This is a genomic window from Promicromonospora sp. Marseille-Q5078 (assembly GCF_050315395.1).
Lineage (GTDB): Bacteria > Actinomycetota > Actinomycetes > Actinomycetales > Cellulomonadaceae > Isoptericola.
Genome location: NZ_JBNPQG010000001.1, coordinates 764,923 through 790,470 on the forward strand (window position 1 = coordinate 764,923; position 25,548 = coordinate 790,470).

Here is a 25,548-nt window from a genome sequence, read left to right on the forward strand (position 1 = left end):
CGTGTGCGGGTTGCTGGACTGGCCTGTGTCGATGGTATGCCGAGGTGGCCGGCTGTCGTCGTCCCTGCAGGGCGCTCCCGTTCGACGCCAGGACCGGGTCGCCGTCGCGGCAGCGCTGAACGTGGACTCGACCGACAGACGCACACCTCAGCTCGTTGACGGTGCTCGCGACAGAACCCGCACGACGTCGGTGACCTCTGCAGCCGGTGACGGCTTGCCACCCTGCACGCCGCACCGCCGGTGTGACGTGCAGTTCTCGAGAACCCCCAGGATGTCGTGGCCGTTGTGGTTGCCGAAGCGTCCTCGCTTGTCGCCGAGTAGAACGACTCGGGGGCGACGGCCACGTACGCCGGATGGCTCGACTCAGGCGAGAGCCCCCTTGGCGTAGATGCCCAGGTCACGCCAGTACGTCCGAGGATGCACAGCCAGGGAACGTACCCCAGGGATCAGGCATCGGACCGGTGGTCAGCCATGCGGGGCAGAAACGTGAGTGCGTCAGGCACCCGGTCACCTTTGCCATCCGTCGCGGCGGTGCGCCTGGGAGTCCACCTGGACCTCCTCGTCGCCGACACGGTCTACTGGATGGAGTCACGCGACCAGGCGTAGGTGGCGAGGTCTGCGGAGGGTTCCGGGATGGGGTGACAAGGACGTGCGGATGAGAGACGTCGACGACGACGAGTTCTTTCGAGGGCTGATCTGGAACCAGCTGCCCGAGGCCCGAGACCTGATGAAAGAGCTCGAGCGCGACGAGTTCGAGCTCGCCGCGGATCTCGGGATGCCTCAGAACGGTCGCGTGGGGTCCTACTCATACGCGTCGATCGTCCTTGTCGACGGCGTGCTCGAACCGGCATTGAAGAGCGCGCCCAGGAATGCCGACCTGCTCGCTCGGGTGGCACGCGTCCTCGAGGCGGCGGTCGATTCAGGCAGGTCCTACCTCCAGGAGGCGGTCAGCCTTCGGGTGACCGACTTCCTGGTCAGCTCGCCGGCGTACTGGTTGCCGTTCCGTGAACACGCCGGGCCCGCGTTCAGCGCCGACGCGCGAGAGCGAGGCCGGTACGTCGAGTGGTGGTCCGACGCCCTCACACCTCGGGAACCATGACGGCAGCCGCGTCCCCGAGTGCCGGTAGGTTGCGCCCGTGCGCCGTACTTCCTGGTATCTGGTCGGCTGTGTCGCGCTCGCGGCCGTCGCGGCCGTCGCGGTGGCCCTGCCGGTGGGCGGGAGTCCCCTCGGATCGCCGTACGGGTTCGGCCCGCCGGACCCACCGCCAGGAGGGCGGTGCCCCGACCCGCCGGACGTGGGCTCGCCGCCGGAGTCGTGGGAGGTCAGCTACGGCCTCGGCTGGGACTCGGGCCTCGTGGAACCGATCACGCCGGCGGCCGCCCGAGAGCGCGACGCGGCGGGAGATCCGTACGTCGCGGTTCTGCACGACGGCGCCGACCCCGGGGTCGTGATCCGCACGGCGTGGTCGGCGCGCCGTCTCGAGCTGCTCGCCCTGGACGACGAGGGCCGGTCGAGCGTGCGCCTCGACCTGCGGGCGATCGACGACGGTCTGGCGCTTCGCGAGCACGAAGCGTGGTCCCCGAGCGATCAGGTCGCACGCCGCGTGATCACCTACGGTCCGGACGGGACGTGCTGGGACGAGAGCGAGCGAGCCGACGGCGGCAGCCTGCAGCAGGCGGGCCGGGCCGTGCGTCCGGCGACGGGCCTGCCCGAGCCCGGGCGCTGGGACGACGTGCTGGACCTCGTCGGGCTGGCGGCTCCGATCGTGCCCGGCCGGCAGGATCCCGGTGTTCCGGTCGTCCACGGCGCACCGTGGACTCCGCCCGGTCCGCTCGCTCCGGGTGACATCGACCGGATGTTCGACCCGGGTGCGCGGGTCCGCACCGGCGCCGGCGAAGCAACCATCAGGGTGCACGAGGCGGGACGGGTCAAGGTTCCGTCGGGTCGGCTCAAGGTCATGGACCCGACCTACCCCCCGGACGCCGCTGCCGAGCTGACGATCGAGGTCCCGGTCCCGCCCGGCACCTATCCGGTCACGCTCGCCGTGGCGGCCCGTCACGACACCGGCGAGACGGTGGTCGGCGCGCGGCTCACCGTCGGCCAGGAACCCGCTGTGACGTGGGAGATGGCGCGACGCGAGGGGCAGGAGCTTGTCGAGCTCGGCGACGGCGAGTACGACGACTTCGGCGTCGACTCCGGCACTGCGTCCTTCGCCGACGCCGCGGCCGTGGACTCCCTGGCCGGGGCGGCCCTCGACGCCGCCGCCGCGCGCCTGGACCTCAGCGCGAGCGTCGGTGACGACGCCATGATCCTGTTCCCGAGCGGTGATGGCGACGGCGGCTACCCGGTCTGGGTCGGCCGGGGCGACGACGGAGACGTCGTCGCCGTCGTCGCGGACATGCTCGTCCTCGAGGGCCCCGACGAGTTCACCGCGGGCCCGTGATCCGGCCACCCGTCGCGGTGTCCATCCGCACGCGGTCCGACCTGCGAAGGAGTGGGCCCCCAGGGGCTCGAACCCTGAACCCGCGGATTAAAAGTCCGCTGCTCTGCCAGTTGAGCTAGAGGCCCGCCGCCGGCCGCCCGAGGGCTGGTCGTCGGCTGCGGGACAGCGTACGCGGGAGCGTGGGGACCGCGCCTCGGACCGCCGAGAAGTCACGATCCGGTCACGGGGGGCAACCTATCCGTGCCGTGGTCGGGCTGTCACCTGAGGTCTCACCCACCGGGAGATCTCGTCCCGATCGCGTCTCAGCGTTGCGCCCGGACCCCTCATGCTGTTTCGGTGGAGGGGTTCGCAAGGACCGACGAGAGGAGCGTCCATGCTCACCGTGACCGACACCGCCCGTACCGCAGTCGAGGATCTCGCCCAGCAGGCCGGGGTGCCCGACGAGGGTGGGCTGCGGATCGCGCAGTCCGCCGGCCAGCCCGGCAACTTCGAGCTCGCGCTCGTCCCCGCGCCCCAGCCCGACGACCAGGTGGTCGACGAGGGCGGCGCCACGCATGTCTTCGTCGAGGCGGAGGCAGCGCCCGCGCTCGAGACCCTGACGCTCGACACCGACCCGGCCGCCCAGGGGCCGGGCTTCGTGCTCACGCCGCAGGACTGAGCGCGCAGCAGGAGGCTCCCGGCGTCATCGACGGCCGGTCGTGGGATCCGTCCCACGGCCGGCCGTCGTTCGTCTCCGGGGCCCGCCTCGGTCCGCCATACTCAAGAGCCCCGGGGCGCCGCGCTCCAGGGGTCGACGGCGACACGGTCGTCGCGCCGCCCGCCGTCCGCAGCCCCTGGAGGTCTTCTGTGTCGTCCACCCCCGCCCGTTCCGCCGGGCGCGCCGCCCGGAACGCCCGCCGCAGCAAAGCGCTCCAGATGCTCGCCCGGTCGGGCTATGCAGCGTCCGGCGTGGTGCACCTGCTCCTGGGATACCTCGCCGTCCGGCTGGCCTTCGGCTCCGCGCCCGCGGGGGGCGCCGACCAGGCCGGCGTGTTCCAGCAGCTGGCGAGCACCCCCGGGGGCGCCGTCCTGCTGTGGTCCGTCACCGTCGGCTTCGGGGCGCTGGCCCTGTGGCAGCTCGCCGAGGCGATCCTCGGCGTGCCCGGGTCGGACACCGCCAAGCAGGCGGCGTCGCGCGGCAAGGCCGGCGCGAAGGCCGTCCTCTACGCCGTGCTCGCCGCCACCGCCGCCCGCTACGCCCAGGGCGGCTCCGGCGGCGGGGACAGCAAGGAGGAGGGGCTCACGGCCGACCTCATGGCGGCCCCGGCCGGGCGGTGGCTCGTCGCGGCGGTGGGGCTCGTCATCGTCGGCGTCGGCGTCTTCCACGTCGTCAAGGGATGGCGCAAGACGTTCCTCGAGGACCTCCGCGGCACGGGTGGCGGCGCAGTCGGCCAGGCCGTCGTCCGCTCCGGCCAGGTGGGGTACGCCGCCAAGGGCGTCGCGCTCGGCGTGCTCGGCGGGCTGTTCGTCGCCGCGGCCTGGACGTCGGACCCCGAGAAGGCGGGTGGCCTCGACGACGCCCTGCGGACCATCCGCGACCAGCCGTACGGCGCCGTGCTGCTCGTGGTGGTCGGGATCGGCATCGCCGCGTACGGCGTGTACTCGTTCGCCCGGGCGCGGTACGCGCGGCTCTGACCGGCGGCCCGCGCTCAGGCGGGGACGACCGGCCCCACGATCCAGGTCGCGCCGAGCAGCAGGCAGCCGACCGTGACGAGCAGGAAGACCACCACCCACAGGATGCCGGCGGTGCGGGTCAGCGCCGCGAGCTGGTCGGCGTCCGACCGCCGCGCGCGGCCGCGGGCGCGCTGCGCCTGGAGCTCGAGCACCGGCCGCACCGACCCGATCAGCAGGAACCAGGTCACGGCGTACGCGACGGCGGACTGCGCCGCGGGGTCCAGCCACCAGGAGACCGCGACGAGCCCGGCACCGCTCACGAGAATGGACCACAGGCCGAACCAGTTGCGGATCTTGAGCAGCAGCAGGGCGAGCAGCAGCACCAGCAGCCACAGCAGGCCGACGGCGTAGCCGTGCCGCAGCAGCCAGGCGGCGCCCAGGCCCGTGAGGCCCGGGCCCACGTAGCCGGCGAACGCGGTGACGATCATGCCGAAGCCCCGGGGGCGCCCGGCGGAGACCGTGAGCCCCGACGTGTCCGAGTGGAGCCGGATCCCGTCCAGCCGTCGGCCTGTGAGCATGGCGGCGACGGCGTGCGCGCCCTCGTGCGCGATCGTCACGACGTGCCGCGCGACCCGCCACACCGGGGTCACGAGCACGACGGCGAGCGCGGCGAGGCCCGCGGCCAGCACCACCGGCTGTGCCGGAGGCGGCACGGGCGTGGTGGCGGCCGTCCAGATCTGCGTCAGCACGTCGCCGGCGGTCGTGAGGAAGTCGTCCACGGCGGTCATTCCACCACGACCACCTGGGGACGGGCCGGACGCGCGCGCCCGCCCCGCGCTCGCCCCGGCACGTGGCCCGGGTGACGTACGCCGCGTCCGAGACCCTGGGGTGACGCCCCCGGACGTGCGACAATGCTGGAGGTGGCTGCGCGTCCGCGCGCCCCGCGTCGTGGAGATCCCCCCGGATTACGTGCGGCGGACCCCGACCATCGACGTCTCCGACGTCCCAGCCCGAGAGGCCCTCTTTCTTGACTACCTTTGCCGACTTCGGCCTGCCCGCCCCTGTCGTCCGTGAGCTGACGGACCAGGGCATCACCACCCCGTTCCCCATCCAGACGGCGTCGCTGAACGACACCCTCGCCGGCACCGACGTGCTCGGCCGCGGCCGCACCGGTTCGGGCAAGACCCTCGCGTTCTCGCTGCCCGTCGTGACGCGCCTCGCGACGTCCGCCGCGCAGGCCGCGGCCGCCGGCCGCCCGCGCCGCCGCCCCGGCCGCCCGCGCGCCCTCGTGCTCTGCCCGACGCGCGAGCTCGCCAACCAGATCAACGCGACCATGGAGCCGCTGGCGAAGACCCTCGGTCTCGTCACGACGACCGTCTTCGGCGGCGTCGCCCAGTCGCGCCAGGTGACGGCCCTCAACGCCGGCGTCGACGTCCTCATCGCCTGCCCCGGCCGGCTCGAGGACCTGCTCGGCCAGAAGCACCTCTCGCTCGACGAGGTCGAGATCACCGTGCTCGACGAGGCCGACCACATGGCCGACCTCGGCTTCCTGCCCGGCGTGAAGCGGATCATGGACCGCACGCCGCGCGAGGGGCAGCGCCTGCTGTTCTCCGCCACGCTGGACAACGGCGTCGACGTCCTCGTCAAGCGGTACCTCAAGAACCCGGTCACGCACTCGGTCGACGAGGCCGCGGCCCCGCCGCCGCAGATGACCCACCACATCCTCGCGGTCGCCGACGCGGACGCGAAGAAGGACGTGGTGCACGCGCTCGCCTCCGGGACCGGCCGCCGCGTGCTGTTCACGCGCACCAAGCACCAGGCCAAGAAGCTCGCCAAGCAGCTCACCGGCGCGGGCGTGCCCGCCGTCGACCTGCACGGCAACCTCGGGCAGGGCGCGCGCGAGCGGAACCTCGCCGCGTTCTCCTCCGGGGACGTCAAGGTGCTGGTCGCCACCGACATCGCGGCGCGCGGCATCCACGTGGACGACGTCGAGCTCGTGGTGCACGTGGACCCGCCCGCCGAGCACAAGGCGTACCTGCACCGCTCGGGCCGCACGGCCCGCGCCGGCTCCGGCGGCGACGTCGTCACCGTGATGCTCCCCGAGCAGCGCGGCGACGTCCGCGACCTCACCCGCAAGGCGAAGATCGACGCCCGCCCGCAGCCGGTGGCTCCGGGCGACGCGACCGTCTCCGCGCTGGTGGGCGAGGTCGCCGCCTACGTCGCGCCCCCGGCCCCGGTGGCTCAGGCGCCGCAGCGCCGCAAGGGCTCCGGCCAGCCCCAGGGCGGCCGGTCGCAGGGCGGACGCTCGCAGGGCGGCCAGGGCGGTCGCCCGCAGGGCGGTGGCCAGGGCCAGCGCACCCAGGCCCGTCCGGCGGCGTCCGGCGGGAGCGCACCGCAGGCCGTCCGCGCGGACGGCTCCGCCCCGGCGCGCCGTCGCCGCCGCCGTGGCGGTCGCGGTCGGGGCCAGGGCGGCTCGCCCGCGGCCTGAGCCGCTCGACGACGGCCGGAACAGCCACGGCCCCGACCGGGTTGTGCACGACGGAGGTGTCAGATGACGTACGAAGTCACCAAGTCCGACGAGCAGTGGCAGGTGGAGCTCTCCCCGCAGGAGTTCACGGTGCTGCGGCAGGCGGGCACCGAACGACCCTGGACCGGCGAGCTGCTCGACGAGAAGCGCGTCGGCGTCTACCGCTGTCGCGCCTGCAGCCACGAGCTGTTCCGCAGCGAGACCAAGTTCGACTCGCACTGCGGCTGGCCGTCGTTCTACACGCCGCTGGCCGGCGACAGCGTGGAGCTGCTCGAGGACAGGACGCACGGCATGGTCCGCACCGAGGTGCGCTGCGCGCGCTGCGGGTCGCACCTGGGGCACGTCTTCGACGACGCGCCCCAGACGCCCACCGGCGACCGGTTCTGCATGAACTCGCTCAGCCTCACGTTCGAGCCCGCGGAGGGCTGACGCGGCTAGGGTCGGGCACGTGACCGACCTCACGTCCGACCGCACGTCGGACCACGTGCCCGACCACCTCGTCAACCTGCGCGACGTCGCGACGGCCGCCCCGGGCCTCAGGCCCGGGGCGTTGCTGCGCTCCGACGCCCCCCGCTCCGGCGACCGGGACCCGGACGGCGTCGCCTGGCCGCCCCGCATGGTGCTCGACCTGCGCGACCCGGGCGAGAGCGGCGAGTCCCACCCCCTGGCGCCCGTCGCGCAGGTGGTGCCGCTGCCCGTGCTGGGCGGCACGGCGATGGAGGGGGCGGGCGCGCCCGCCGCGATCCCCGGCCTGGGCGACCTCTACCTGCAGATGCTCGACGAGCCGGGCGCGGGGCACCTGGTCGAGGCGGTGCGGCTGATCGCGACCGACGCCGCCCCCGTCCTCGTGCACTGCACCGCCGGCAAGGACCGCACGGGCGTCACCGTCGCCCTCGTGCTGGCCCTGCTGGGGGTGGAGCGGGAGGCGATCGTCGCGGACTACGAGCGGACGGGCCCGCACATGGCGCAGGTGCTGGCGCGCGCCGCGGTCACCGCGAACCTCGCCGTGCCGGACGCGCACCTCCTGGCGAGGCTGCCCCCGGAGCTCGTGACGGCGCCCGGGTGGGCGATCGAGACGGTGCTGGACCGGTTCGCCGAGGACGACGGCGGGGCGCGGGGCTGGTTCCTCGCGCACGGCGGGGACGCCGGGACGCTCGACGCCCTGCGATCCCGCCTCCTCGCCGACTGACCGGCCCGGAACATGCGTCGAGCCTGTCGGGACGAGGTCTCGACAGGCTCGACCGGCGACAGGCTCGACCGGCGACGCTGGTCAGGAGCGCGCGTCCCGCCACCGCACGAAGTCCTCGGAGTAGCGGTGCAGCAGCGTCGCGAGCTGGGAGACGTCGGCCTCGTCCCACTCGCCGAACGCGTCCTTGTACATGTCGATGCGGCGGTCGCGCGCGCGGGCGAACCGCTGGGCGCCGTCGGCGGTCAGCGTGATCCGCTGGCCGCGCGTGTCCTCCGGGTCCACCTCGCGGTGCACGAGGCCCAGAGCCACCAGCCGGCTCAGCTGGCGGGACACGGTGGCCCGCCCGACGCCGAAGTGGGCGGCGAGGTCGGAGCCGCGGATCCCCGGGTGGGAGTCGATGTGCGCGAGGATCGGGTACGCCGACGCCTCGAGCTCGGGATGCACCCGGCGGGCGGTCTGCGCCGCCGACGACTGGGCGCGACGGATCAGGACCCGGATCTCGCGTTCGAGAGCCCCGAACGGGTCGGTGGCCGGGTCGGGCAAGGGCTGAGCGGCTGCGTCGTGCATGCGCCCATCATGAGGCTTCGCCGGGGCAAACGGGAGTGCCGTCAGCGGGGGAAGTTGCGCCCGGACGGGGCCTGAGCGGGTGAAATCGGCCCCGTCCGGGTGTTCCGCAGGTGTCAGGCCCGCTCGGAGACGGGCGCGGAGACGGTCGGCTCGGCGCTCTTCTCCTCGTCGAGCACCTGCTCGATGCCGGACCGGTGGCCCAGCGGGATCTCCTTCATGAACAGCACGGCGATGAGCGAGATCACGGCCATCGGCACGGCGTACAGGAAGATCGTCGTGATGCCGTCCGAGTAGGCCGACGCGATGACCTCGGCCACGGGGCCGGGCACCGCCGACAGGTCGGGCACGGCGCCCGTCCCGGATCCGAGGGCGTCCGCGGGGACGCCGAGCTTGGCGAGGCCGGAGACGAGGTCCGACTTGACCTGGGCGGCCATGACCGCGCCGAGGGCCGAGACGCCGATCGCGCCGCCCAGCGAGCGGAAGAACGCGACGCCGGAGGTGCCGGAGCCCATCTCGTGCACGTCCAGCGTGTTCTGCGTGGCGAGCACGAGGTTCTGCATCAGGGCGCCCACGGAGATGCCCAGGCCGAACAGGTACACGGAGATGAGGACGAAGCTCGTGTCCACCTCGATGGTGGACAGGCCGAACAGCGAGGCGGACAGCACGACGGCGCCGCCCACCATGATCGCCTTGTACCGTCCGGTGTTCGAGATGATGCGGCCGAGGACGACGCCGGCGAGCATCGTGCCGACGACCATCGGGATGGTGAGCAGGCCGGACTCGGTCGGCGTCTTGCCCCGGGCCAGCTGGAAGTACTGGCTGAGGAACACGGCGGTGCCGAACATCGCGACGCCCACCGAGGCGGAGCCGATGACCGCGAGCACGAAGGTGCGGTTCTTGAACAGGTGCAGCGGGATGATCGGCTCGGCGGCGGCGCGCTCGACGAAGCCGACGGCCACCAGGGCCAGGACGGCGCCGCCGACCATCGCGGCGGTCTGCCACGAGGCCCACGCGAACTGGTCACCCGCGAAGGTGACCCACAGCAGCAGCAGCGCGACGGCGACGGCGATGAGCACGGCGCCCGCGTAGTCGATCTTCACGACGCGCTTCGCCATGGCGGGCAGGTGCAGGGTCTTCTGCAGCACGATGAACGCGGCGATCGCGAACGGGACGCCGACGAAGAAGGTCCAGCGCCAGCCGATCGAGTCGGTGAGGACGCCACCGAGCAGCGGGCCACCGATCTGCGCGACGGCCATGACGCCGCCCATGAGGCCCATGTACTTGCCGCGCTCGCGGGGGCTGATGATGTCGGCCATCAGCACGGTCGCGAGGGCGGTGAGGCCGCCGGCGCCGATGCCCTGCAGGGCGCGGAAGCCGATGAGCATCTCGATGCTCTGCGAGAGGCCGGCCGCGGCGGCGGAGATCACCGTGATGGCGAGGGCGACCTGCATGAGGACCTTGCGGTTCGTCAGGTCGGCGAGCTTGCCCCACAGCGGGGTCGAGATCGTCATCGTCAGCAGCATGGCCGTGACGACCCAGGTGTACGAGTGCTGGGAGCCGCCGAGCTCGCTGACGATCCTGGGCAGCGAGGTCGAGACGATGGTGGTGGCCAGCAGCGAGACGAAGACGCCGAGGAGGATGCCCGAGAGGGCCTCGAGCACCTCGCGGCGGTTCATCGCCGGGGCCGCCGTGGCGGGGAGCGCCGGCGCCAGGGGTGCCGGACTGGGGGACTGACTCATCGGGCGGGGATCTCCTCTGGCGCCGTGGCGCGGTCGTGGGTGGAGGTGAGTGCGGCCGCGACGCTGCGGATCCGGGAGGTGGCGTCGGCGAGGTCCTCGTCCGACCAGTCGGCGAAGGCCTCGGAGACGAGGTCGTCGATGCGGCGGAAGGACGCCTCCGCGAACTCGCGGCCGTCGTCCGTCAGCTCGAGCGTCCGGGCGCGCCGGTCGTCGTCGTCCACCGTGCGTCGCACGAGGCCGGCGTCGACGAGGGCGCTGACCTGGCGGCTCGCGACGGACACGTCGACGCGGAGCTTGGCGGCGACGTCCGTGAGCTGCACGCGCCCGCACCGCGTGAGCATGTGCAGGGCGCCGAGCCCGGCGCGCGGGAGGTCCAGGTCGCGCGCGACGCGCATGGCGGCCTCGCGCTGGGCGCGGGAGAGCTCCTCGAGCGTCTCCACGAGCTCACGGGCCTCGGTGCGGGGTGCGGGCATGGCAGGGCCTTTGCAGGAAGAGGGGGTGCTCGGGGCCGGGACGGCCGGAGCGGTGCGACCCGGAGCGGGCCGACTGATTGCAGAGAGCAAACATACGCCCGGTGCTTGCAGCAAGCAAGTGTCCTGGTCGCGGACATGACGACGGCCCGCGACGTCGGGGACGTCGCGGGCCGTCGTGGGGCGGGAGGGGTGCCGTCAGGCGCGCTTGTACGCCTCGCCCGCCATGTCCTCGAGCTCGACGCCCTTCGTCTCGGGGATCTTGCCCAGCACGAAGAAGAACGAGAGCACCGCGAAGATCGCGTACATCAGGTAGGGGATCGCGGGGCCGAACGTGTCCAGCATCGGCGGGAACGTCAGCGTGATCGCGAAGTTCGCGATCCAGTTCGCGGCCGCGCCCACACCGAGCGCCGCGGCGCGGATGCGGTTGGGGAACATCTCGCCCAGCAGCACCCACATGAGCGGGCCCCAGGTGGCGCCGAAGAAGACGACGAAGGCGTTGGCCGACACCAGCGCGACGCCGCTCCACGGGGCGGCGATGCTGAGGCTGTCACCGCTCCCGGTGGCCTGCGTGAACGCGATCGCCATGAGCCCCAGGGTCACGGCCATCCCGGCGGAGCCGATGAGGAGCAGCGGGCGTCGGCCCACCTTGTCGATGAGCGCGATCGCGATGAAGGTCACCGCCACGTTGGTCACCGACGTGATCGTCGAGACCAGGAACGCCTGCGACTCGTCGAAGCCCACGGCCTGCCACAGCGTCGTCGAGTAGTAGAAGATCACGTTGATCCCGACGAACTGCTGGAAGATCGCCATGACGATGCCGACCCACACGATGGGCTTGAGGCCGAACCGGTCGCCCTTGAGGCTGCCCAGCTCGGCGTTCTTCTCGTCGACGGCGATCGACCGGTGGATCTCGGAGACGCGCTCGTGCACGTCCTCGTCGGGGCCGAGCACCGACGACAGCACCTTCCGGGCGTCCTCGTCGCGCCCCTTGGTGACGAGGTAGCGCGGCGACTCCGGCATGCGTAGCGCGAGGATCCCGTACACCGCCGCGGGGACCACGGCGACGAGGAACATCCAGCGCCAGGCCGCCCAGCCGAACCAGAGCTCGTTCGCCGCTCCGCCGGCGGCGGTCGCCAGGACCTGGTCGGACAGCAGGGCCGCAAAGATACCGACCGTGATCGCGAGCTGCTGCAGGGACCCCAGCCGGCCGCGCATGACGGCCGGCGCGATCTCCGCGATGTAGGCGGGGGCGATGACCGACGCGATGCCGATGCCGACGCCCGCCATGAAGCGCCAGAGGGCGAGGTCCCAGGCGCTCCACGCGATCGCCGACAGGATCGACGAGACGAAGAAGAGGACGGCGCCGAGCACCATCACGTGCGTACGGCCCCACCGGTCGGCCAGCTTGCCGCCGGACCATGCGCCGAGCGCGCAGCCGAGCAGGGCGATCGCGACCACGAGGCCCGTCACGGTGGAGTTGAGGTCGAACTGCCCCTCGATCGCGTCGACGGCGCCGTTGATGACCGACGAGTCGAAACCGAAGAGGAACCCTCCGACCGCCGCGGCGATCGCGAGTGCCGTGGCCTTCCGGTGGGCGTTGTGGGCGCCCGCCTGACCTGCTGTGGGGGTGGACATGAGTCTCCTAAGTCCGGGATTGCTTCGATGCTAGGTCCGCGATCGTGTCTCGGCTCGGGGAGCGCGGGTCACGAGGGGCGGGGCCCCGTCGGGTGCCTGCCCGGACGCGGACCGCGGGAGACTGTACCCGTGAGCGACATCCCGGAGCCGCGCCGGCCTCGCCGGCCCGCCATGCTCGACCCCCAGACCGCGGAGCAGATCCCCGGCGCCCTCGACCCCGCCCTGCGCGACGAGGTGGCGCACACCACAGCGCGCGCCGTCGTGCACCGGGCGCGGGCGGCCGAGGACCCTGACGTCGTGGACCGGCTCGTGCGCCTCGTCGAGCGGGAAGGGCTCGACGTCGTCGCCGCGCTGTGGTCCGACGCCGCGCCCGCCTCGCTGCCCGGCGCCCTGTGGCGGCTGTACGTGCTGCGCGAGTGGGTGCGGCGCGACCCCCGCACGGTGGGGCTGCGCTACCGCCTCGGCGTGGACGCGGCGCCCGTGCACGAGGCCGTGGCCGGCGTGCCGCGCCCGCCCGGGCCCGAGGACCTGCGGGCGCTCGTCGACGACGTCCTGTCCGGCGTCTACGCGGGGGACCTGGCCGTGGCGCTCGAGCGGGCCGCGTCGTTCTGCCGGATCCTCGCGACGGGGGCCGCCTTCGACGCCGACGCGCGCGAGGTGGCCGATCCCGACGGCGCCACCCGCATGACCCGCGGCGCGGCCGACCTCGTGCGCACGGCCGAGGAGCTGGAGCGGGCCGCGGGGAGCTGGCGCTCGGGGACGCTCGACTGACCGATCCACGCCCGCTGACCTGCATGTTCGGAGCCCACGGACCCACGGGCTTACGATGTTCGGGCGACGTCGGGCCGCGGTAGCCCCGGGCTCCATCTTCAGCCGCTACGAGCGGCCACGCGCCGAGAGGCGCTCCCGGTCCGGCGTCGCTCACCACCAGGGCAGATCCCAGTCCGAGCATGTGATCGTTCAGCGCATGTTCAACTGGTCGCGCCATGATGGCCACCTCTAGTCTGAGTAACGTCTCAGCGACCTCGACACCCAGGAGCCACACGTGCGCCTGCGCCTGACACCGCGCGACACGACCTACTTCGACATGCTGGCGACGCTCGCGAAGCACAACGTGACCGGGGCCTCGCTCCTGGCCGAGCTGCTCGGGGCGTCACGGCAGGAGAGGGACGGGATCGCTCGCCGGCTCTCGGAGGCGGAGCACGTCGCCGACGACGCCACGCACTCGATCATGCGGCGCCTCAACCAGACGTTCGTCACCCCGTTCGACCGGGACGACATCTACGGCCTGGCCTCCGCCCTCGACGACTGCATGGACGCCATGGAGGAGGCCGGGGACCTCATCGTCCTGTACAAGGTCGACGAGCTGCCCCTGGGGGTGTCGGAGCAGGTGCAGGTGCTGCAGCGCTGCGCCGAGCTCACCGCGGAGGCCATGCCCCGCCTGCGCTCGATGGACCAGCTCTCCGACTACTGGGTCGAGATCAACCGCCTGGAGAACCAGGGCGACAAGCTGCACCGCGAGCTCATCGCGCAGCTCTTCGACGAGCTCACCGACCCGATCCTGCTCATGAAGCTCAAGGAGATCGTCGACATGCTCGAGGAAGGCGCCGACGCCTTCGAGCGGGTCGCGAACATGGTCGAGACCATCGCCCTCAAGGAGTCCTGACCGTGGAGGTGGCGCTGGTCGTTCTCGTTGTCGCGCTCGCGCTCGGCTTCGACTACACCAACGGCTTCCACGACGCGGCCAACGCGATCGCCACGTCGGTCTCGACGCGGGCGCTCACGCCCCGCATCGCGCTGCTGATGGCGGCCGTGATGAACTTCGTCGGCGCGCTGCTCGGCACCGAGGTGGCCGAGACCATCGCGACGTCGATCGTGGACCTGCAGGACGCGTCCAACCACACCGCCCTCACAGTGGTCGTGTGCGCGCTGGTCGGCGCCATCGTGTGGAACCTCATCACGTGGTGGTTCGGGCTGCCGTCGTCCTCCACGCACTCGCTCATCGGCGGGCTCGTGGGCGCCGGGCTCGCGGCGGGGCTGCCCATCTACGGCCAGTCGATCATCGACAAGGTCGTGCTGCCGATGATCTTCTCCCCGGCCATCGGCTTCGTCGGCGCGTACGTCGTGATGGTCGGCGTGCTGTGGATCTTCCGGAACGCCTCCCCGTCGCGGGTGACCCGCCGGTTCCGCCTGGCCCAGACGGCGTCCGCCGCCGCGATGGCCCTGGGGCACGGCCTGCAGGACGCGCAGAAGACGATGGGCGTCATCTTCATGGCGCTCCTGACGGTCGGCTGGGCCGACCCGGACGCCGGCATCCCGCTGTGGGTCAAGCTCGCCGCGGCCGGCGCGATCTCCCTCGGCACCGCGTCCGGCGGCTGGCGGATCATGCGCACGCTGGGCCGCCGCATCATCGAGCTCGACCCGGCGCGCGGCTTCGTCGCCGAGTCCGTGTCCGCGCTGGTGCTGTACGCCAACGCCTTCGTGCTGCACGCCCCCGTCTCGACGACGCACACCATCACGTCCGCGATCATGGGCGTCGGTGCCACCCGGCGGCTGTCGGCCGTGCGCTGGGGCGTGGCCAAGAACATCGGGATCGCCTGGGTGCTGACCATGCCCGCGGCCGCGCTCGTGGCCGCCCTGGCGACCTGGCTGCTGCACCCGGTATTCACCTGACCCGCTCCAGCGGGTCCCGGTCCCGGCCGGTCAGTAGACGGGCGGGGTGACCTTCTCGACGGCGACGACGCGCGGCCCCTTGCCGGTGGCGGCGACGTGGGCGACGAGCATGTCGCCGGGCTCGAGGAACGGGTCGCGCGAGGGCAGCACGTTCGCGACGGCGCGGCGGGAGTGCTGGCCCAGCACGTCCAGCACGGTCGGGAGCACCGGCCGGTGGGTGCACAGCACCGACGACCGCCCCGACACGAGCAGGTCGCGCACGGTGGCCGCGACCCGGGAGGGGGAGCGCTCGTGCTCCGCCTCGCCGAGCTGGTCGCTGAGCTCCGGACGCGCCCGCGACGCCCGCACGTAGGGCTCGATCGTCGCCGCGCACCGCTCCCAGCGGCTCGACAGCACCGACGTCACCCCGTACGCCGCGAGGGCCGGCACGAGCGCCGCGCCCTGGGCGTGGCCCGTCGGGGTCAGGGGGCGGTCCTGCTCCCCGCCGTGCCAGGCGCCCCGGGTCACGGCCTTCCCGTGCCGCACGATGACGACGGCGTGGGTCGCGAGCCTGCCCTGTTCGTGCGCCTCGACGAGCGCGTCGAGCGGGCCGCGGTCGGCCGCCCGGGTCAGCCGCGGCGCCGCGTCGTCGACGTCGAGCCACGCCTTCTTGTCCACCTCGTCGCTCGAGGGCGGCTGCACGGGGAACCGCGCCGCCAGCGCGGACGCGTCGTCGGTGCGCGACGCACGTCGTGCCGCCCAGTAGTGCACCCGCTTCACGCGGCCCTCGGGGGTGAGGTACTGCAGGCCTGGCAACGGGACGCCGAGGACGACGGGCTTGCCGGTCTCCTCCGCGGTCTCGCGGGCCGCCGCGGAGCTCAGCGCCTCGCCCGGCTGGAGCTTGCCCTTGGGCCACGACCAGTCGTCGTAGCGGGGACGGTGCACCAGCTGCACCTGCAGGCGCCCCTCGCGCTCGCGCCACACGAGGCAGCCCGCCGACTCGATCACCGGGGCGTGCTCCATGGACGTCGCGCCCAGCCTGTCCACGAGGGGAGCCGCCGTCGCGCCTGCCGCCAGTCGCACCTGCGCCCTCACCGAGCTCGCTCGGGCCGGCGGCGGTGCCGGTCGACGAGGCTGGCCTGCAGGTCCTCCAGCGGCTCGCCCTCGGGGCCGACGCCGTGCCGCACCCACGTGTCGTCGGGCTGCAGGTGCCAGGTGGACGTGCGGTCCGACATCGAGCGGTCCATGAGCTCGAGCAGCTCCGCGACCTGGCCCTCGTCGGAGATCCGCACGAGCGCCTCGACGCGGCGGTCCAGGTTGCGGTGCATGAGGTCCGCGGAGCCGATGTAGACCTCGGGCCCCGTCTCCGGGCCCTCGCCGATGGCGGGGCCCGCCGCGTTGGCGAACGCGAAGATCCGGGAGTGCTCCAGGAAGCGGCCGAGGATGGAGCGGACGCGGATGTTCTCGCTCAGCCCCGGCACGCCCGGGCGCAGCGCGCAGATGCCGCGCACCACGAGGTCCACGCGCACCCCCGCCTGCGAGGCGCGGTAGAGCGCGTCGATCGTGGCCTCGTCCACCGCCGAGTTCACCTTGATGCGCACCCACGCCTCGTGGCCGGCCCGGGCCGCGTCGGCCTCGCGCTCGATCCGCTCGATCAGGCCCGAGCGCACCGTGCGCGGCGCCACCAGCAGGCGGTGGAACCGCGACTGCGGGGCGTAGCCGGAGAGCTGGTTGAACAGGCGCGTGAGGTCCTGGCCGACGTCGCGGTCGCAGGTCAGCAGCCCGTGGTCGGTGTACAGGCGTGCCGTCTTCGGGTGGTAGTTGCCGGTGCCGATGTGGCAGTAGCGGCGCAGCCCGTCCGACTCCTGGCGCACGACGAGCGAGAGCTTGCTGTGGGTCTTGAGGCCGACGATCCCGTACACCACGTGCACGCCCGCCTCCTCGAGCTTGCGCGCCCAGGAGATGTTGGCCTGCTCGTCGAAGCGCGCCTTGATCTCGACGAGCGCGAGCACCTGCTTGCCGGCCTCCGCCGCGTCGATGAGCGCGTCGACGATGGGCGAGTCGCCCGACGTGCGGTACAGCGTCTGCTTGATCGCCAGCACCGCGGGGTCGGCCGCGGCCTGCTCGAGGAACGTCTGGACCGAGGTGGAGAACGAGTCGTACGGGTGGTGCAGCAGGACGTCGCGCTCCCGGATCGCGCCGAACACGTCGCGGGCGGTGGCGGACTCCACCTCCGCGAGCTGACGGTGCGTGGTCGGGACGAACGGCGGGTAGTGCAGCGAGGAGCGCTCGATGTCCGCGATGACGTTCAGCCCGATGAGGTCGAGCGGGGCCGGCAGCTCGTACACCTCCTCCTCGGCCACCCCGAGCTCGCGGACCAGCAGGTCCCGGATGCGCGGGGAGATGCCGTGCGCGAGCTCGAGCCGCACCGGAGGGCCGAAGCGGCGGCGCAGCAGCTCCTTCTCCATCGCCTGCAGGAGGTTCTCGGCGTCGTCCTCCTCGACCTCGACGTCCTCGTTGCGCGTGACGCGGAACGTGTGGCTCTCCCGCACCTCCATGCCCGGGAACAGGTGGTCGAGGTGCTGAGCGATGACCTCCTCCAGGGGCACGAACGCCCGCTGGGTGCCACCGCCCTGCGTGGGCGTGGGCGCGGACGGGCGGCCTCGGTCGTCCACCGCGATGAAGCGCGGCAGCAGCGGCGGCACCTTGACGCGGGCGAAGTGCTCCTTGCCCGTCAGCGGGTTCGCGACGACGACCGCCAGGTTGAGGGACAGCCCCGAGATGTACGGGAACGGGTGCGCCGGGTCCACCGCCAGCGGCGTCAGCACGGGGAAGATCTGCTTGCGGAAGAACTTGTGCAGCCGCTCCTGCTCGCGCACCTCGAGCTCGTCCCAGTGCACGATCGTGATGCCCTCGGCGTCGAGCGCCGGCTGCACGTCCCCCCGGAACACCTCCGCGTGCCGCGTCATGAGGCGGTGCGCGCCCTCGCCGATCGCCGCCAGCACCTGCCGCGGGCTCATGCCCGAGGCCGTCGTGACCGCGATGCCCGTGGCGATGCGGCGCTTCAGTCCCGCCACCCGCACCATGAAGAACTCGTCCAGGTTGGACGCGAAGATGGCGAGGAACCGCGCCCGCTCCAGCAGCGGCATCGTGGTGTCCTCGGCGAGCTCCAGCACGCGCTCGTTGAAGGCCAGCCAGCTGAGCTCGCGCTCCGCGAACCGGTCGTCGGGCAGCGGCTCGAGCTCGACCGGCGCGGCGGCCTCGCCGTCGCCCGGCTCCTCCGCGATGTGCTCCGCGATGTGGGCCGCGAGCTGCGGGTCCAGAGGGCGCGACGGCGCGACGGCGGTGGACCGTGGACGGCTGTCCGTCACCTCGGCCGCGGCGACGGCCGCGTCCGGTGCGGCGGGGGAGAACCGGCCGCGACCGTCGCGGGGCCGGGGCGATCGGGGGCGCGACGCTGTCATGCCCCCCATCGTGGCACCGTTGGGTGAACGACGGGTGACGAAGGTGCGCGGTGGACACCTGGCCTGCCGTGGGCCTGTCGAACGCCCGCCGCGACGAGCCGCGTGCCCCGGGCTACGAACCCGCCGGCCGCGCGTACTGCACGTCCGCCGCCGCCCGCTCGAAGCCCGCGCCCGCGTACGTGGCCAGCGCGGCCGCGTTGTCGCCGTCCACGTACAGCACCGCACGGTCGCAGCCGACGCGCGCCAGGTGGCGCAGCGCGACCGCGGTGAGCGCCCGGCCCAGGCCGTGGCCCTGCGCGTCGGGCGAGACCCCGACGGCGTAGATCTCACCCTCGCGCGCGCCGTCGTCCTGGCCCGGCTCGACCTTCGTCCACAGGTACCCGAGCGGCTCGCCGTCCGCCCCGTCGCCGGCGGGCTCGACCAGGAAGAAGCCCTCGGCGTCGAACCAGGGCTCCCGCTGCCGGTCGCGCAGGTCGTCGGTCGTGAGCCGGCCCTGCTCGGGGTGGCCGGCGAACGCCCGCGCGTTCAGCCGCACCCACGCCTCGTCGTCGGCACCCGGCCGCACCGTGCGCAGGGCGAGGCCGGGCAGGTCCGGCAGGTCGCGCTCCGCGTCGTCCGGCCCCAGCGGCCGCGCCAGCACCAGGAGCTCCCGCGCGACCTCGTAGCCGCGCGCGGCGGCGAGCTCGCGGGCGGCGGGCAGGTCGCCGTGCGCCCACACCCGCAGCGCCTTGCCGCGCTGACCCGGCGCGCCCGAGAACATCGGCAGCCGCGCGTCGCGCTCTACCGTGCGGAGCAGCAGGCTCCCCACGCCGTGCCGGCGGTGCTCCGGGTGCACCACGAGCTCCGCGCTCGCGTCGTCGCCGCCGCGGTCCACCTGCGCGTAGCCGACCGTCGTGCCGGCGGCGTCGTGCGCGAGGACGTGCGTCAGCCAGTCGGTGTCGGCGCCGAGGCGCAGCAGGGGCTGCTCCGACAGCGGCGCGACGCCGTCGTGCTCCGCCGCCGCGGCGGCGAGCGCGCGCACGGCCTCCTGGGCGGAGTCGTCGAGGGGTCCGAAGGTCAGGGGGTACGAGGTGGCCACGGCCCCATTCTCGCCCGAACTATCTCGCGGACCTTCGAACTACCTCGCGGGGGTTCGAACTACCTCGCGGCGGTTCGAACTACCGCGCGGCCGGGCGACAGGCCGAGGGCGGCCGCCCCCGGGTGGAGGCGGCCGCCCTCGGCGGTGCGGGACGAGCGGCCCCGTCAGTCCTCGCTGCCGGGCTTGTTCGAGGCCAGGCCCGCGGAGATGAGGTCCATCACCGACGAGTCGGCGAGCGTGGTCGCGTCGCCCACCGTCCGGTTCTCGGCGACGTCGCGCAGCAGGCGGCGCATGATCTTGCCGGACCGCGTCTTGGGCAGCTCCGGCACGACGAGGATGCGGCGCGGCTTGGCGATCGGGCCGATCTCCTTGGCGACGTGCGCGCGCAGCTCCTCCTGCACCTCGGCGGCGCCCTCGGGGGTCGCGCCGCGGTCGGCGTGCTCGCCCCGCAGGATGACGAACGCGACGACCGCCTGGCCGGTGGTCTCGTCGTTGGCGCCGACGACGGCGGCCTCGGCCACGACGTCGTGCGAGACGAGCGCGGACTCGATCTCCGTCGTGGACAGCCGGTGGCCGGAGACGTTCATGACGTCGTCCACGCGGCCCAGCAGCCAGATGTCGCCGTCCTCGTCCTTCTTGGCGCCGTCGCCGGCGAAGTACAGGTCCTGGAACCGCGACCAGTAGGTGTCCTTGAAGCGCTGGAGGTCGCCCCAGATGCCGCGCAGCATGGACGGCCACGGCTCGGAGAGCACCAGGTACCCGCCGCCGCCGTCGGGGACCGAGTGCGCCTCGTCGTCCACGACGTCGGCCACGATGCCGGGCAGTGCCACCTGCGCCGAGCCGGGCTTGGTGGCGGTGACGCCGGGCAGCGGGCTGATCATGATGGCGCCGGTCTCGGTCTGCCACCAGGTGTCGACGATGGGCGCGGTGTCGCCGCCGATGACGCGGCGGTACCACATCCACGCCTCGGGGTTGATGGGCTCGCCCACGGAGCCGAGCACGCGCAGGCTCGACAGGTCGAAGCCCGCGGGGATGTCCTCGCCCCACTTCATGCAGGTGCGGATGGCGGTGGGCGCGGTGTAGAGGATCGAGACCTGGTACTTCTCGACCAGCTCCCACCAGCGGCCGCGGTGCGGGGTGTCGGGGGTGCCCTCGTACAGCACCTGGGTGGCGCCGTTGGTCAGCGGCCCGTACACGACGTACGTGTGCCCGGTGACCCAGCCGATGTCGGCGGTGCACCAGTACACGTCGGACTCGGCCTTGAGGTCGAAGACGTTCTTGTGCGTGTACGCGGCCTGGGTGAGGTAGCCGCCGGTGGTGTGCAGGATGCCCTTCGGCTTCCCCGTGGTGCCCGACGTGTACAGGATGAACAGCGGGTGCTCGGCGTCCACCGCGACGGGCTCGTGGAACGTGTCGGCGTCCGCGAGGGCGTCGTGCCACCAGACGTCCCGGCCCTCGGTCCACTCCACGTCCTGCTCGGTGCGGCGCACGACGAGCACGTGCTGGACGGTGGTCGCGGGCTCGCCGTCCTTGGGGGCGATCGCCTCGTCGACGGCGGGCTTGAGCGCGGACGGCGCGCCGCGGCGGTAGCCGCCGTCGGCCGTGATGACGAGCTTCGCCTCGGCGTCGGCGATGCGGCTGCGCAGCGCGTCGGCGGAGAAGCCGCCGAAGACGACCGAGTGCGGCGCGCCGATGCGGGCGCAGGCGAGCATCGCGACGACCGACTCCACGAGCATCGGCAGGTAGATCACGACGCGGTCGCCCTTCGTGACGCCGAGCGCCGTGAGCGCGTTCGCGGCGCGGGAGACCTCGCGCTGCAGGTCCGCGTAGGTGACGGTGCGGGTGTCGCCGGGCTCGCCCTCGAAGTGGAGGGCGACCCGGTCGCCGAGCCCCGCCTCGACGTGCCGGTCCACCGCGTTGTACGCGGCGTTGAGCTTCCCGTCGGCGAACCACTTCGCGACGGGCGCCTCGGACCAGTCGAGCGTCTGGGTGAAGGGCGTGGACCAGCTGACGAGCTCCCGCGCCTGCGCGGCCCAGAACCCGAGCCGGTCGGCCGTCGCCTCCTCGTACAGGGACGCCTGCGCGTTCGCCTGCGCCGCGAACGCTGAGCTGGGCGGGAACGCTCGCGTCTCGTGCAGCAGGTTCTCGAGGCTGGGGGCGGTGGTCTCGTTCTCTGGCACGCTTACCTCCGGTTGCGCATCGTCGCTGGTGCGGCCCCCGTCGGGACGCGAGGCGTCGCGCCCGGGGGACGACGAGACCCCGCGGGGCCCGCCGTCGGGAGTCTAGACCTCGCGCGTGACCGGGGTCACGCCGTCCCGCGGTTCGGCGGCACTCCTCGCAAAACCGGCCCGGCGGCGCGGGCGGCGCGCGCGGTGCGGACGAAAAAGCCCTGGGTCACGGTGGACAGGGGCTGGTAGACGTCGGGCATGACGACACCGCCCGTGACCTGGCCGCAGCAGGCCGGCCCGCTGGTCCTCCGCCCGCCGACGGGCGAGGACCTGGACCAGGTGCTGACCTGGCGCAACCATCCCGACGTCACACGGTGGCTGCTGCGCACGGAGGTGGACCCGGGCACGTTCCACGAGTCGTGGCACGCGCGGGCGGACGACCCGGCCGACCACTCGGTCGTCGCCGACCTGGACGGCGTCGTCGTCGGCACGGGATCGCTGTGGGTGCAGGACGCGATGGGGCAGCACCAGGGCGACGTCTGGCGTGGCGCCGAGGGCTCGCTCGGCTACCTGATCGACCCGGCGTACGCGGGCCGCGGGTTCGCGACCGCCGTCGCGGGCGCGCTCCTCGACGTCGCGTTCACCGGCCTGGGGCTGCACCGGGTCACCGCGGGGTGCTTCGCCGCCAACACGGCGTCGTGGCGCGTCATGGAGAAGCTCGGCATGCGGCGCGAGCAGCACGGCGTCCAGGACTCGTGGCACGCCGAGCTGGGCTGGGTCGACGGCTACACCTACGGCATCCTCGCGGAGCAGTGGCGCGCGACCTGAGGGGTGGTCCGAGGGCGTGGCGGGCACGAGGACGGCGCCCGGCGAAATGTCGGCCGAGCGCCGTGCTCGCCAGCCCGGACGCGGGTAGCAGGCGCGAATCCGATCACTGAGCGGGGTCGTTCCCGCCGAGTGGGTCCTCAACCGTGGACTTCCTGTGCGTGGGTCCTGCGTCCGGCTGTCGTCCTTCCATGGAACGTCACCCGGTCGAGGAGCGCAAGCGGTCAGGCGCGGCGCCTCGTCCACCAGCGGCGGAGCAGCCAGGCGGCGATCCCGGCGGCCGCGACGCCCCCCGCCGCGAGGGCCACGGCGGGCGGCCGGAGGGCGGAGCGCAGGGCCACGGGGCGGGAGAAGGTGAGCACGCCCCAGCCGCTCTCCGCGGCGACGCGGCGCAACGTCTTGTCGGGGTTGACGGCGAAGCCGTGCCCGACGGCGCGCAGCATCGGCGCGTCGGTGACGGAGTCGGAGTAGGCGTAGCTGCGGTCGAGGTCGTACCCGCGCTCGGCGGCGAGCCGCAGCACGGCCTCCGCCTTCTGCTCGCCGTACGCGTAGAACTCGATGTCCCCGGTGTAGCGCCCTTCCTCGACCGCCATCCGCGTCGCGATGACGTGGTCGGCGCCGAGCACGGTGGCGATCGGCTCGACGAGCTCCGTCCCGGACGCGGACACGATGACGACGTCGTGCCCGAGCTCGTGGTGCTCGGCGATGAGGTCGACGGCCTCGGCGTAGACGTAGGGGTCGATGAGCTCGTGCACCGTCTCGGCGACGATCTGCTGCACCTTGCTCACCTCCCAGCCGGTGGCGAGCTCGGACAGGTGCTTGCGCATCCGCTCCGTCTGGTCGGCGTCGGCGTTGCCGGCGTAGAAGAGGAGGTGCGCGTACGCGCTGCGCAGGACGTCGCCGCGCGTGATGAGGCCGCCGGCGTAGAACGGCTTGGAGAAGGCCGCCGACGAGCTCGTGGCGATGATCGTCTTGTCCAGGTCGAAGAACGCGGCCGCGCGCGCCCGCGGGGTCGCCGCCACGGGCGGTGACGTCTCGCGCGGGCCTCGATCCGGACCCCGTCCCTGGTCGGTCACGGGCCAGAGCCTAGCCGGGCGGGGGCGTCGGATGGATCGGGTATTCGTGCACAACTCTTGTGCACAAGAGTTGTGCAGAGTTACTGTGCACGCATGGACCCGACGCCGGAGCGCCCGTACACCCACCTCGAGCTCACCGCCGACGCCGCCAAGGTGCTCGCGCACCCGCTGCGCTCGCGGTTGCTCGGCGCGCTGCGCCGCACCGGCCCGGCGTCGGCCACGGCGCTCGCGGCCGAGCTGTCCACCAACACCGGCGCCACCAGCTATCACCTGCGCAAGATGGAGTCGGTCGGCCTCGTGCGGGACACGGGCGACGGGCGCGGCAAGGAGCGCCTCTGGCAGGCCGCCACCGAGAGCCACGGGTGGAGCGACCCGGACTTCGGCGGGGACGAGGACGCGCAGACGGCGCTCGGCTGGCTGGTGCGCGACTACCACCGGCAGTTCGACGTCAACTACTCCCACTGGCTCGACGTCGAGGGGAGCTGGCCGAGGGAGTGGAAGGACGTCTCCGGGATGACCGACACCTGGGTGGAGGTCACGCCCGAGCAGGCGAAGGCGATGGAGGACGAGCTCGAGGCCGTCGTCAACAAGTACCTGCGCATCGGCACCGGCGACCCCCGGGCGCGGCGCCTGCACCTGTTCCGGTTCTCGTTCCCCCTCGACGCCGACGACGTCCCCGGTGCCGCGGACGACACCGGGGACGAGGACGGGTCATGAGCCCGCAGAAGGTCTTCCTCCTGCTCACCGTGACCCGGTGGTTCCCCGTCGGGCTGGTCGTGACGGTGACCACCCTGATCCCGATCGAGCGAGGCCTCACGGTGGGGCAGACACTCACCCTCGCGACGGTCACCGGGCTCGTGGTGTTCGCGCTCGAGCTCCCGACCGGAGGCACCGCCGACGCCGTCGGGCGGCGCCCGATGCTGGTCGCCTCGGCCGTCGTGCAGGTACTGGCGGCCACGACGTTCCTGCTGGCGCAGGAGGTCTGGTCGTTCGCGCTCGCGGCCGCGCTCATGGGGATGTTCCGTGCGCTCGACTCCGGCCCGCTCGAGGCGTGGTTCGTCGACGCCGTGCACGCCGAGCACCCGGGGGCCGACGTCGACCGCACCCTGGCGCACCAGGGCACCGTGCTCGGCGCGTCGATCGCGCTCGGTGCCCTCGTCTCCGGCGGGCTCGTCTGGTGGCACCCGTTCCCGGCGTGGTCGGCTCTGGCGCTCCCGTACGCCACCTACTGCGTGCTCGCCGTCGTGCACCTCGTGATGGTCGTCGTCATGGTGCGCGAGGCCCGCGAACGGGTGGTCGCACCCGTCGGGACGCGGGCCGGGCGCCGGTGGGAGGTGGCGCTGCGCTCGGTCGCGAGCTCGGCGCGCCAGGCGCCGGCGGCGATCGCCTCCGGTCTGCGGCTCGCCAGGGACAACCGGGTGCTGCGCGGGCTGCTCCTCGTCGAGCTCTTCACCTCGACGGCGATGGTGGTCTTCGAGTCCCTGCAGCCCGTGCGCCTGGCCGAGCTGCTCGGCGGGGAGGCACAGGCGGGGGCGGTCATGGGACCGGTGGCGTCGATCGGGTGGGGGGCGTTCGCCCTCGGGGCTGCGCTGTGCGGCGTCACCTCCCGGCGGTTCGGGGTGGCCCGCACGGCGATGGCGGCCCGCGTCCTCAACGGCCTCGGCGCCGTGTGGATGGGCCTCGCCGGCGGCCCCGTGATGCTGGTGGTCGCCTACCTCGTCACCTACGGCCTGCACGGCAGCTCCGGGCCGGGCTACAACGCGCTGCTCCATCGCGAGGCCAGCCGGGAGAACCGCTCCACGGTGCTGTCCATGGCATCGATGATGGCGTTCGCGGCGTACGCCGCCGCGTCCCCGGCGCTGGGCTGGGTGGCGCAGGTCTGGTCCACGCCGCTCGCGATGATGCTCGGCGGGGGGTTCAGCGTGCTCGGCGTCCTCTGCTTCCTTCCGGCGCTGCGCGCCGAGCGGCAGCGGTCGCGGCAGGCCGTCGAGGCCGTCGAGGACGCGGCCGCGGCCTGACGCCGCCCGGACGCCGCCCCCAGGGGACGGCCGTCCACAG

At 73.3% G+C, this 25,548-nt stretch carries 24 protein-coding genes and 1 tRNA gene; 13 read left to right on the top strand and 12 right to left on the bottom strand.

Translation table 11 applies throughout. The features are described 5' to 3' along the window. The first annotated feature begins 655 nt into the window (after positions 1–655). Together ACQFYA_RS03570 and ACQFYA_RS03575 are read left to right on the top strand one after the other, a co-directional pair. Positions 656–1,099: a hypothetical protein gene (locus ACQFYA_RS03570; RefSeq protein WP_499121621.1), complete on the top strand. Its 444-nt coding sequence runs from the start codon at positions 656–658 to the stop codon at positions 1,097–1,099. A gap of 196 nt (positions 1,100–1,295) precedes the next feature. Then, positions 1,296–2,444 carry a DUF4241 domain-containing protein gene (locus ACQFYA_RS03575; RefSeq protein WP_499121622.1) on the top strand — a complete coding sequence of 383 codons (1,149 nt, stop codon included), beginning with the start codon at positions 1,296–1,298 and terminating at the stop codon, positions 2,442–2,444. A gap of 52 nt (positions 2,445–2,496) precedes the next feature. Here the strand turns inward: ACQFYA_RS03575 and ACQFYA_RS03580 are convergent. Next, positions 2,497–2,569, bottom strand: a tRNA-Lys gene (locus ACQFYA_RS03580). Between the two features lie 248 nt (positions 2,570–2,817). On the opposite strand from ACQFYA_RS03580, the gene ACQFYA_RS03585 reads away from it, so the two are divergent. Further along, positions 2,818–3,102: a Fe-S cluster assembly protein HesB gene (locus tag ACQFYA_RS03585; protein WP_499121623.1), complete on the top strand. Its 285-nt coding sequence runs from the start codon at positions 2,818–2,820 to the stop codon at positions 3,100–3,102. A gap of 188 nt (positions 3,103–3,290) precedes the next feature. Further along, the gene (locus ACQFYA_RS03590; RefSeq protein ID WP_499121624.1) at positions 3,291–4,118 is read left to right on the top strand and encodes a DUF1206 domain-containing protein; all 828 of its coding nucleotides are present in this window, start codon (positions 3,291–3,293) and stop codon (positions 4,116–4,118) included. Positions 4,119–4,132: 14 nt separating this feature from the next. Here ACQFYA_RS03590 and ACQFYA_RS03595 read toward each other — a convergent pair whose 3' ends face one another. Beyond that, entirely contained in the window at positions 4,133–4,885 is a 753-nt protein-coding gene (locus ACQFYA_RS03595) for a M50 family metallopeptidase (RefSeq protein WP_499121625.1), read from the bottom strand. A 239-nt stretch (positions 4,886–5,124) separates the two neighbouring features. Between ACQFYA_RS03595 and ACQFYA_RS03600 the strand changes: the two genes are divergently transcribed. The 3 genes from ACQFYA_RS03600 to ACQFYA_RS03610 all read left to right on the top strand — a co-directional run bounded on the left by ACQFYA_RS03600 (position 5,125) and on the right by ACQFYA_RS03610 (position 7,813). Beyond that, positions 5,125–6,585, top strand: a complete 1,461-nt coding sequence (locus tag ACQFYA_RS03600; protein WP_499121627.1) for a DEAD/DEAH box helicase — start codon at positions 5,125–5,127, stop codon at positions 6,583–6,585. Positions 6,586–6,648: 63 nt separating this feature from the next. Further along, positions 6,649–7,053, top strand: a complete 405-nt coding sequence (gene msrB / locus ACQFYA_RS03605) for a peptide-methionine (R)-S-oxide reductase MsrB (protein WP_499121628.1) — start codon at positions 6,649–6,651, stop codon at positions 7,051–7,053. Between the two features lie 19 nt (positions 7,054–7,072). Continuing rightward, a complete protein-coding gene (locus ACQFYA_RS03610; protein ID WP_499121629.1) occupies positions 7,073–7,813 on the top strand; it encodes a tyrosine-protein phosphatase in 741 nt (246 codons plus the stop codon). An 81-nt stretch (positions 7,814–7,894) separates the two neighbouring features. Here ACQFYA_RS03610 and ACQFYA_RS03615 read toward each other — a convergent pair whose 3' ends face one another. The 4 genes from ACQFYA_RS03615 to ACQFYA_RS03630 all read right to left on the bottom strand — a co-directional run bounded on the left by ACQFYA_RS03615 (position 7,895) and on the right by ACQFYA_RS03630 (position 12,227). Further along, positions 7,895–8,380, bottom strand: coding sequence for a MarR family winged helix-turn-helix transcriptional regulator (locus tag ACQFYA_RS03615; protein ID WP_499121631.1), 486 nt, complete (start codon positions 8,378–8,380; stop codon positions 7,895–7,897). A gap of 113 nt (positions 8,381–8,493) precedes the next feature. After that, positions 8,494–10,119, bottom strand: a complete 1,626-nt coding sequence (locus ACQFYA_RS03620) for an MDR family MFS transporter (protein ID WP_499121632.1) — start codon at positions 10,117–10,119, stop codon at positions 8,494–8,496. Further along, positions 10,116–10,592, bottom strand: a complete 477-nt coding sequence (locus ACQFYA_RS03625; protein WP_499121633.1) for a MarR family winged helix-turn-helix transcriptional regulator — start codon at positions 10,590–10,592, stop codon at positions 10,116–10,118. Before ACQFYA_RS03625 ends, ACQFYA_RS03620 begins: the two co-directional genes overlap by 4 nt. Positions 10,593–10,787: 195 nt before the next feature. Next, positions 10,788–12,227, bottom strand: coding sequence for a sugar porter family MFS transporter (locus ACQFYA_RS03630; protein ID WP_499121634.1), 1,440 nt, complete (start codon positions 12,225–12,227; stop codon positions 10,788–10,790). Between the two features lie 171 nt (positions 12,228–12,398). Between ACQFYA_RS03630 and ACQFYA_RS03635 the strand changes: the two genes are divergently transcribed. From ACQFYA_RS03635 to ACQFYA_RS03645, 3 genes are all read left to right on the top strand, one after another. Then, positions 12,399–12,998: a hypothetical protein gene (locus ACQFYA_RS03635; protein WP_499127416.1), complete on the top strand. Its 600-nt coding sequence runs from the start codon at positions 12,399–12,401 to the stop codon at positions 12,996–12,998. Between the two features lie 274 nt (positions 12,999–13,272). Further along, positions 13,273–13,893, top strand: coding sequence for a DUF47 domain-containing protein (locus ACQFYA_RS03640; RefSeq protein WP_499121636.1), 621 nt, complete (start codon positions 13,273–13,275; stop codon positions 13,891–13,893). Between the two features lie 2 nt (positions 13,894–13,895). Continuing rightward, complete coding sequence (locus tag ACQFYA_RS03645) at positions 13,896–14,900, top strand: inorganic phosphate transporter (protein ID WP_499121637.1); 1,005 nt, start codon at positions 13,896–13,898, stop codon at positions 14,898–14,900. Positions 14,901–14,930: 30 nt separating this feature from the next. Here the strand turns inward: ACQFYA_RS03645 and ACQFYA_RS03650 are convergent, their stop codons facing one another. The 5 genes from ACQFYA_RS03650 to ACQFYA_RS03670 form a co-directional block, all read right to left on the bottom strand. Beyond that, positions 14,931–15,902, bottom strand: coding sequence for an NUDIX hydrolase (locus tag ACQFYA_RS03650; protein ID WP_499121638.1), 972 nt, complete (start codon positions 15,900–15,902; stop codon positions 14,931–14,933). Between the two features lie 68 nt (positions 15,903–15,970). Next, complete coding sequence (locus tag ACQFYA_RS03655; protein WP_499121639.1) at positions 15,971–18,352, bottom strand: RNA degradosome polyphosphate kinase; 2,382 nt, start codon at positions 18,350–18,352, stop codon at positions 15,971–15,973. Between the two features lie 103 nt (positions 18,353–18,455). Next, the gene (mshD, locus tag ACQFYA_RS03660; protein ID WP_499121640.1) at positions 18,456–19,421 is read right to left on the bottom strand and encodes a mycothiol synthase; all 966 of its coding nucleotides are present in this window, start codon (positions 19,419–19,421) and stop codon (positions 18,456–18,458) included. 164 nt (positions 19,422–19,585) lie between these two features. Beyond that, on the bottom strand, positions 19,586–21,601 hold the full coding sequence (acs, locus tag ACQFYA_RS03665; protein WP_499121642.1) for an acetate--CoA ligase: 2,016 nt from the start codon (positions 21,599–21,601) through the stop codon (positions 19,586–19,588). Between the two features lie 125 nt (positions 21,602–21,726). Then, positions 21,727–21,849, bottom strand: a complete 123-nt coding sequence (locus ACQFYA_RS03670) for a hypothetical protein (RefSeq protein WP_499121643.1) — start codon at positions 21,847–21,849, stop codon at positions 21,727–21,729. Here ACQFYA_RS03670 and ACQFYA_RS03675 point away from each other — a divergent pair. Further along, entirely contained in the window at positions 21,848–22,417 is a 570-nt protein-coding gene (locus tag ACQFYA_RS03675; RefSeq protein ID WP_499121645.1) for a GNAT family N-acetyltransferase, read from the top strand. The two genes, ACQFYA_RS03670 and ACQFYA_RS03675, sit on opposite strands and share 2 nt — an antisense overlap. A 221-nt stretch (positions 22,418–22,638) precedes the next feature. Here the strand turns inward: ACQFYA_RS03675 and ACQFYA_RS03680 are convergent, their stop codons facing one another. After that, the gene (locus ACQFYA_RS03680; protein ID WP_499121646.1) at positions 22,639–23,490 is read right to left on the bottom strand and encodes an HAD family hydrolase; all 852 of its coding nucleotides are present in this window, start codon (positions 23,488–23,490) and stop codon (positions 22,639–22,641) included. A 93-nt stretch (positions 23,491–23,583) separates the two neighbouring features. On the opposite strand from ACQFYA_RS03680, the gene ACQFYA_RS03685 reads away from it, so the two are divergent. Together ACQFYA_RS03685 and ACQFYA_RS03690 are read left to right on the top strand one after the other, a co-directional pair. Then, positions 23,584–24,207 (top strand): winged helix-turn-helix domain-containing protein, encoded by a 624-nt coding sequence (locus ACQFYA_RS03685; protein WP_499121648.1) that lies wholly within the window; start codon positions 23,584–23,586, stop codon positions 24,205–24,207. Next, positions 24,204–25,508: an MFS transporter gene (locus ACQFYA_RS03690; RefSeq protein ID WP_499121649.1), complete on the top strand. Its 1,305-nt coding sequence runs from the start codon at positions 24,204–24,206 to the stop codon at positions 25,506–25,508. The genes ACQFYA_RS03685 and ACQFYA_RS03690 overlap by 4 nt, the downstream gene beginning before the upstream one ends. Positions 25,509–25,548 lie beyond the last annotated feature (40 nt).

Excerpts from the sequence above, each read along its gene's own strand:
- ACQFYA_RS03655 (WP_499121639.1), bottom strand. The coding sequence starts at position 18,352 with ATGGGGGGCATGACAGCGTCGCGCCCCCGATCGCCCCGGCCCCGCGAC.
- ACQFYA_RS03685 (WP_499121648.1), top strand. The coding sequence starts at position 23,584 with ATGGACCCGACGCCGGAGCGCCCGTACACCCACCTCGAGCTCACCGCC.
- ACQFYA_RS03615 (WP_499121631.1), bottom strand. The coding sequence starts at position 8,380 with ATGCACGACGCAGCCGCTCAGCCCTTGCCCGACCCGGCCACCGACCCG.
- ACQFYA_RS03625 (WP_499121633.1), bottom strand. The coding sequence starts at position 10,592 with ATGCCCGCACCCCGCACCGAGGCCCGTGAGCTCGTGGAGACGCTCGAG.
- ACQFYA_RS03620 (WP_499121632.1), bottom strand. The coding sequence starts at position 10,119 with ATGAGTCAGTCCCCCAGTCCGGCACCCCTGGCGCCGGCGCTCCCCGCC.
- ACQFYA_RS03650 (WP_499121638.1), bottom strand. The coding sequence starts at position 15,902 with ATGGAGCACGCCCCGGTGATCGAGTCGGCGGGCTGCCTCGTGTGGCGC.
- ACQFYA_RS03570 (WP_499121621.1), top strand. The coding sequence starts at position 656 with ATGAGAGACGTCGACGACGACGAGTTCTTTCGAGGGCTGATCTGGAAC.
- ACQFYA_RS03690 (WP_499121649.1), top strand. The coding sequence starts at position 24,204 with ATGAGCCCGCAGAAGGTCTTCCTCCTGCTCACCGTGACCCGGTGGTTC.
- msrB (WP_499121628.1), top strand. The coding sequence starts at position 6,649 with ATGACGTACGAAGTCACCAAGTCCGACGAGCAGTGGCAGGTGGAGCTC.
- ACQFYA_RS03595 (WP_499121625.1), bottom strand. The coding sequence starts at position 4,885 with ATGACCGCCGTGGACGACTTCCTCACGACCGCCGGCGACGTGCTGACG.
- ACQFYA_RS03630 (WP_499121634.1), bottom strand. The coding sequence starts at position 12,227 with ATGTCCACCCCCACAGCAGGTCAGGCGGGCGCCCACAACGCCCACCGG.
- ACQFYA_RS03635 (WP_499127416.1), top strand. The coding sequence starts at position 12,399 with ATGCTCGACCCCCAGACCGCGGAGCAGATCCCCGGCGCCCTCGACCCC.
- ACQFYA_RS03675 (WP_499121645.1), top strand. The coding sequence starts at position 21,848 with ATGACGACACCGCCCGTGACCTGGCCGCAGCAGGCCGGCCCGCTGGTC.
- ACQFYA_RS03585 (WP_499121623.1), top strand. The coding sequence starts at position 2,818 with ATGCTCACCGTGACCGACACCGCCCGTACCGCAGTCGAGGATCTCGCC.
- ACQFYA_RS03670 (WP_499121643.1), bottom strand. The coding sequence starts at position 21,849 with ATGCCCGACGTCTACCAGCCCCTGTCCACCGTGACCCAGGGCTTTTTC.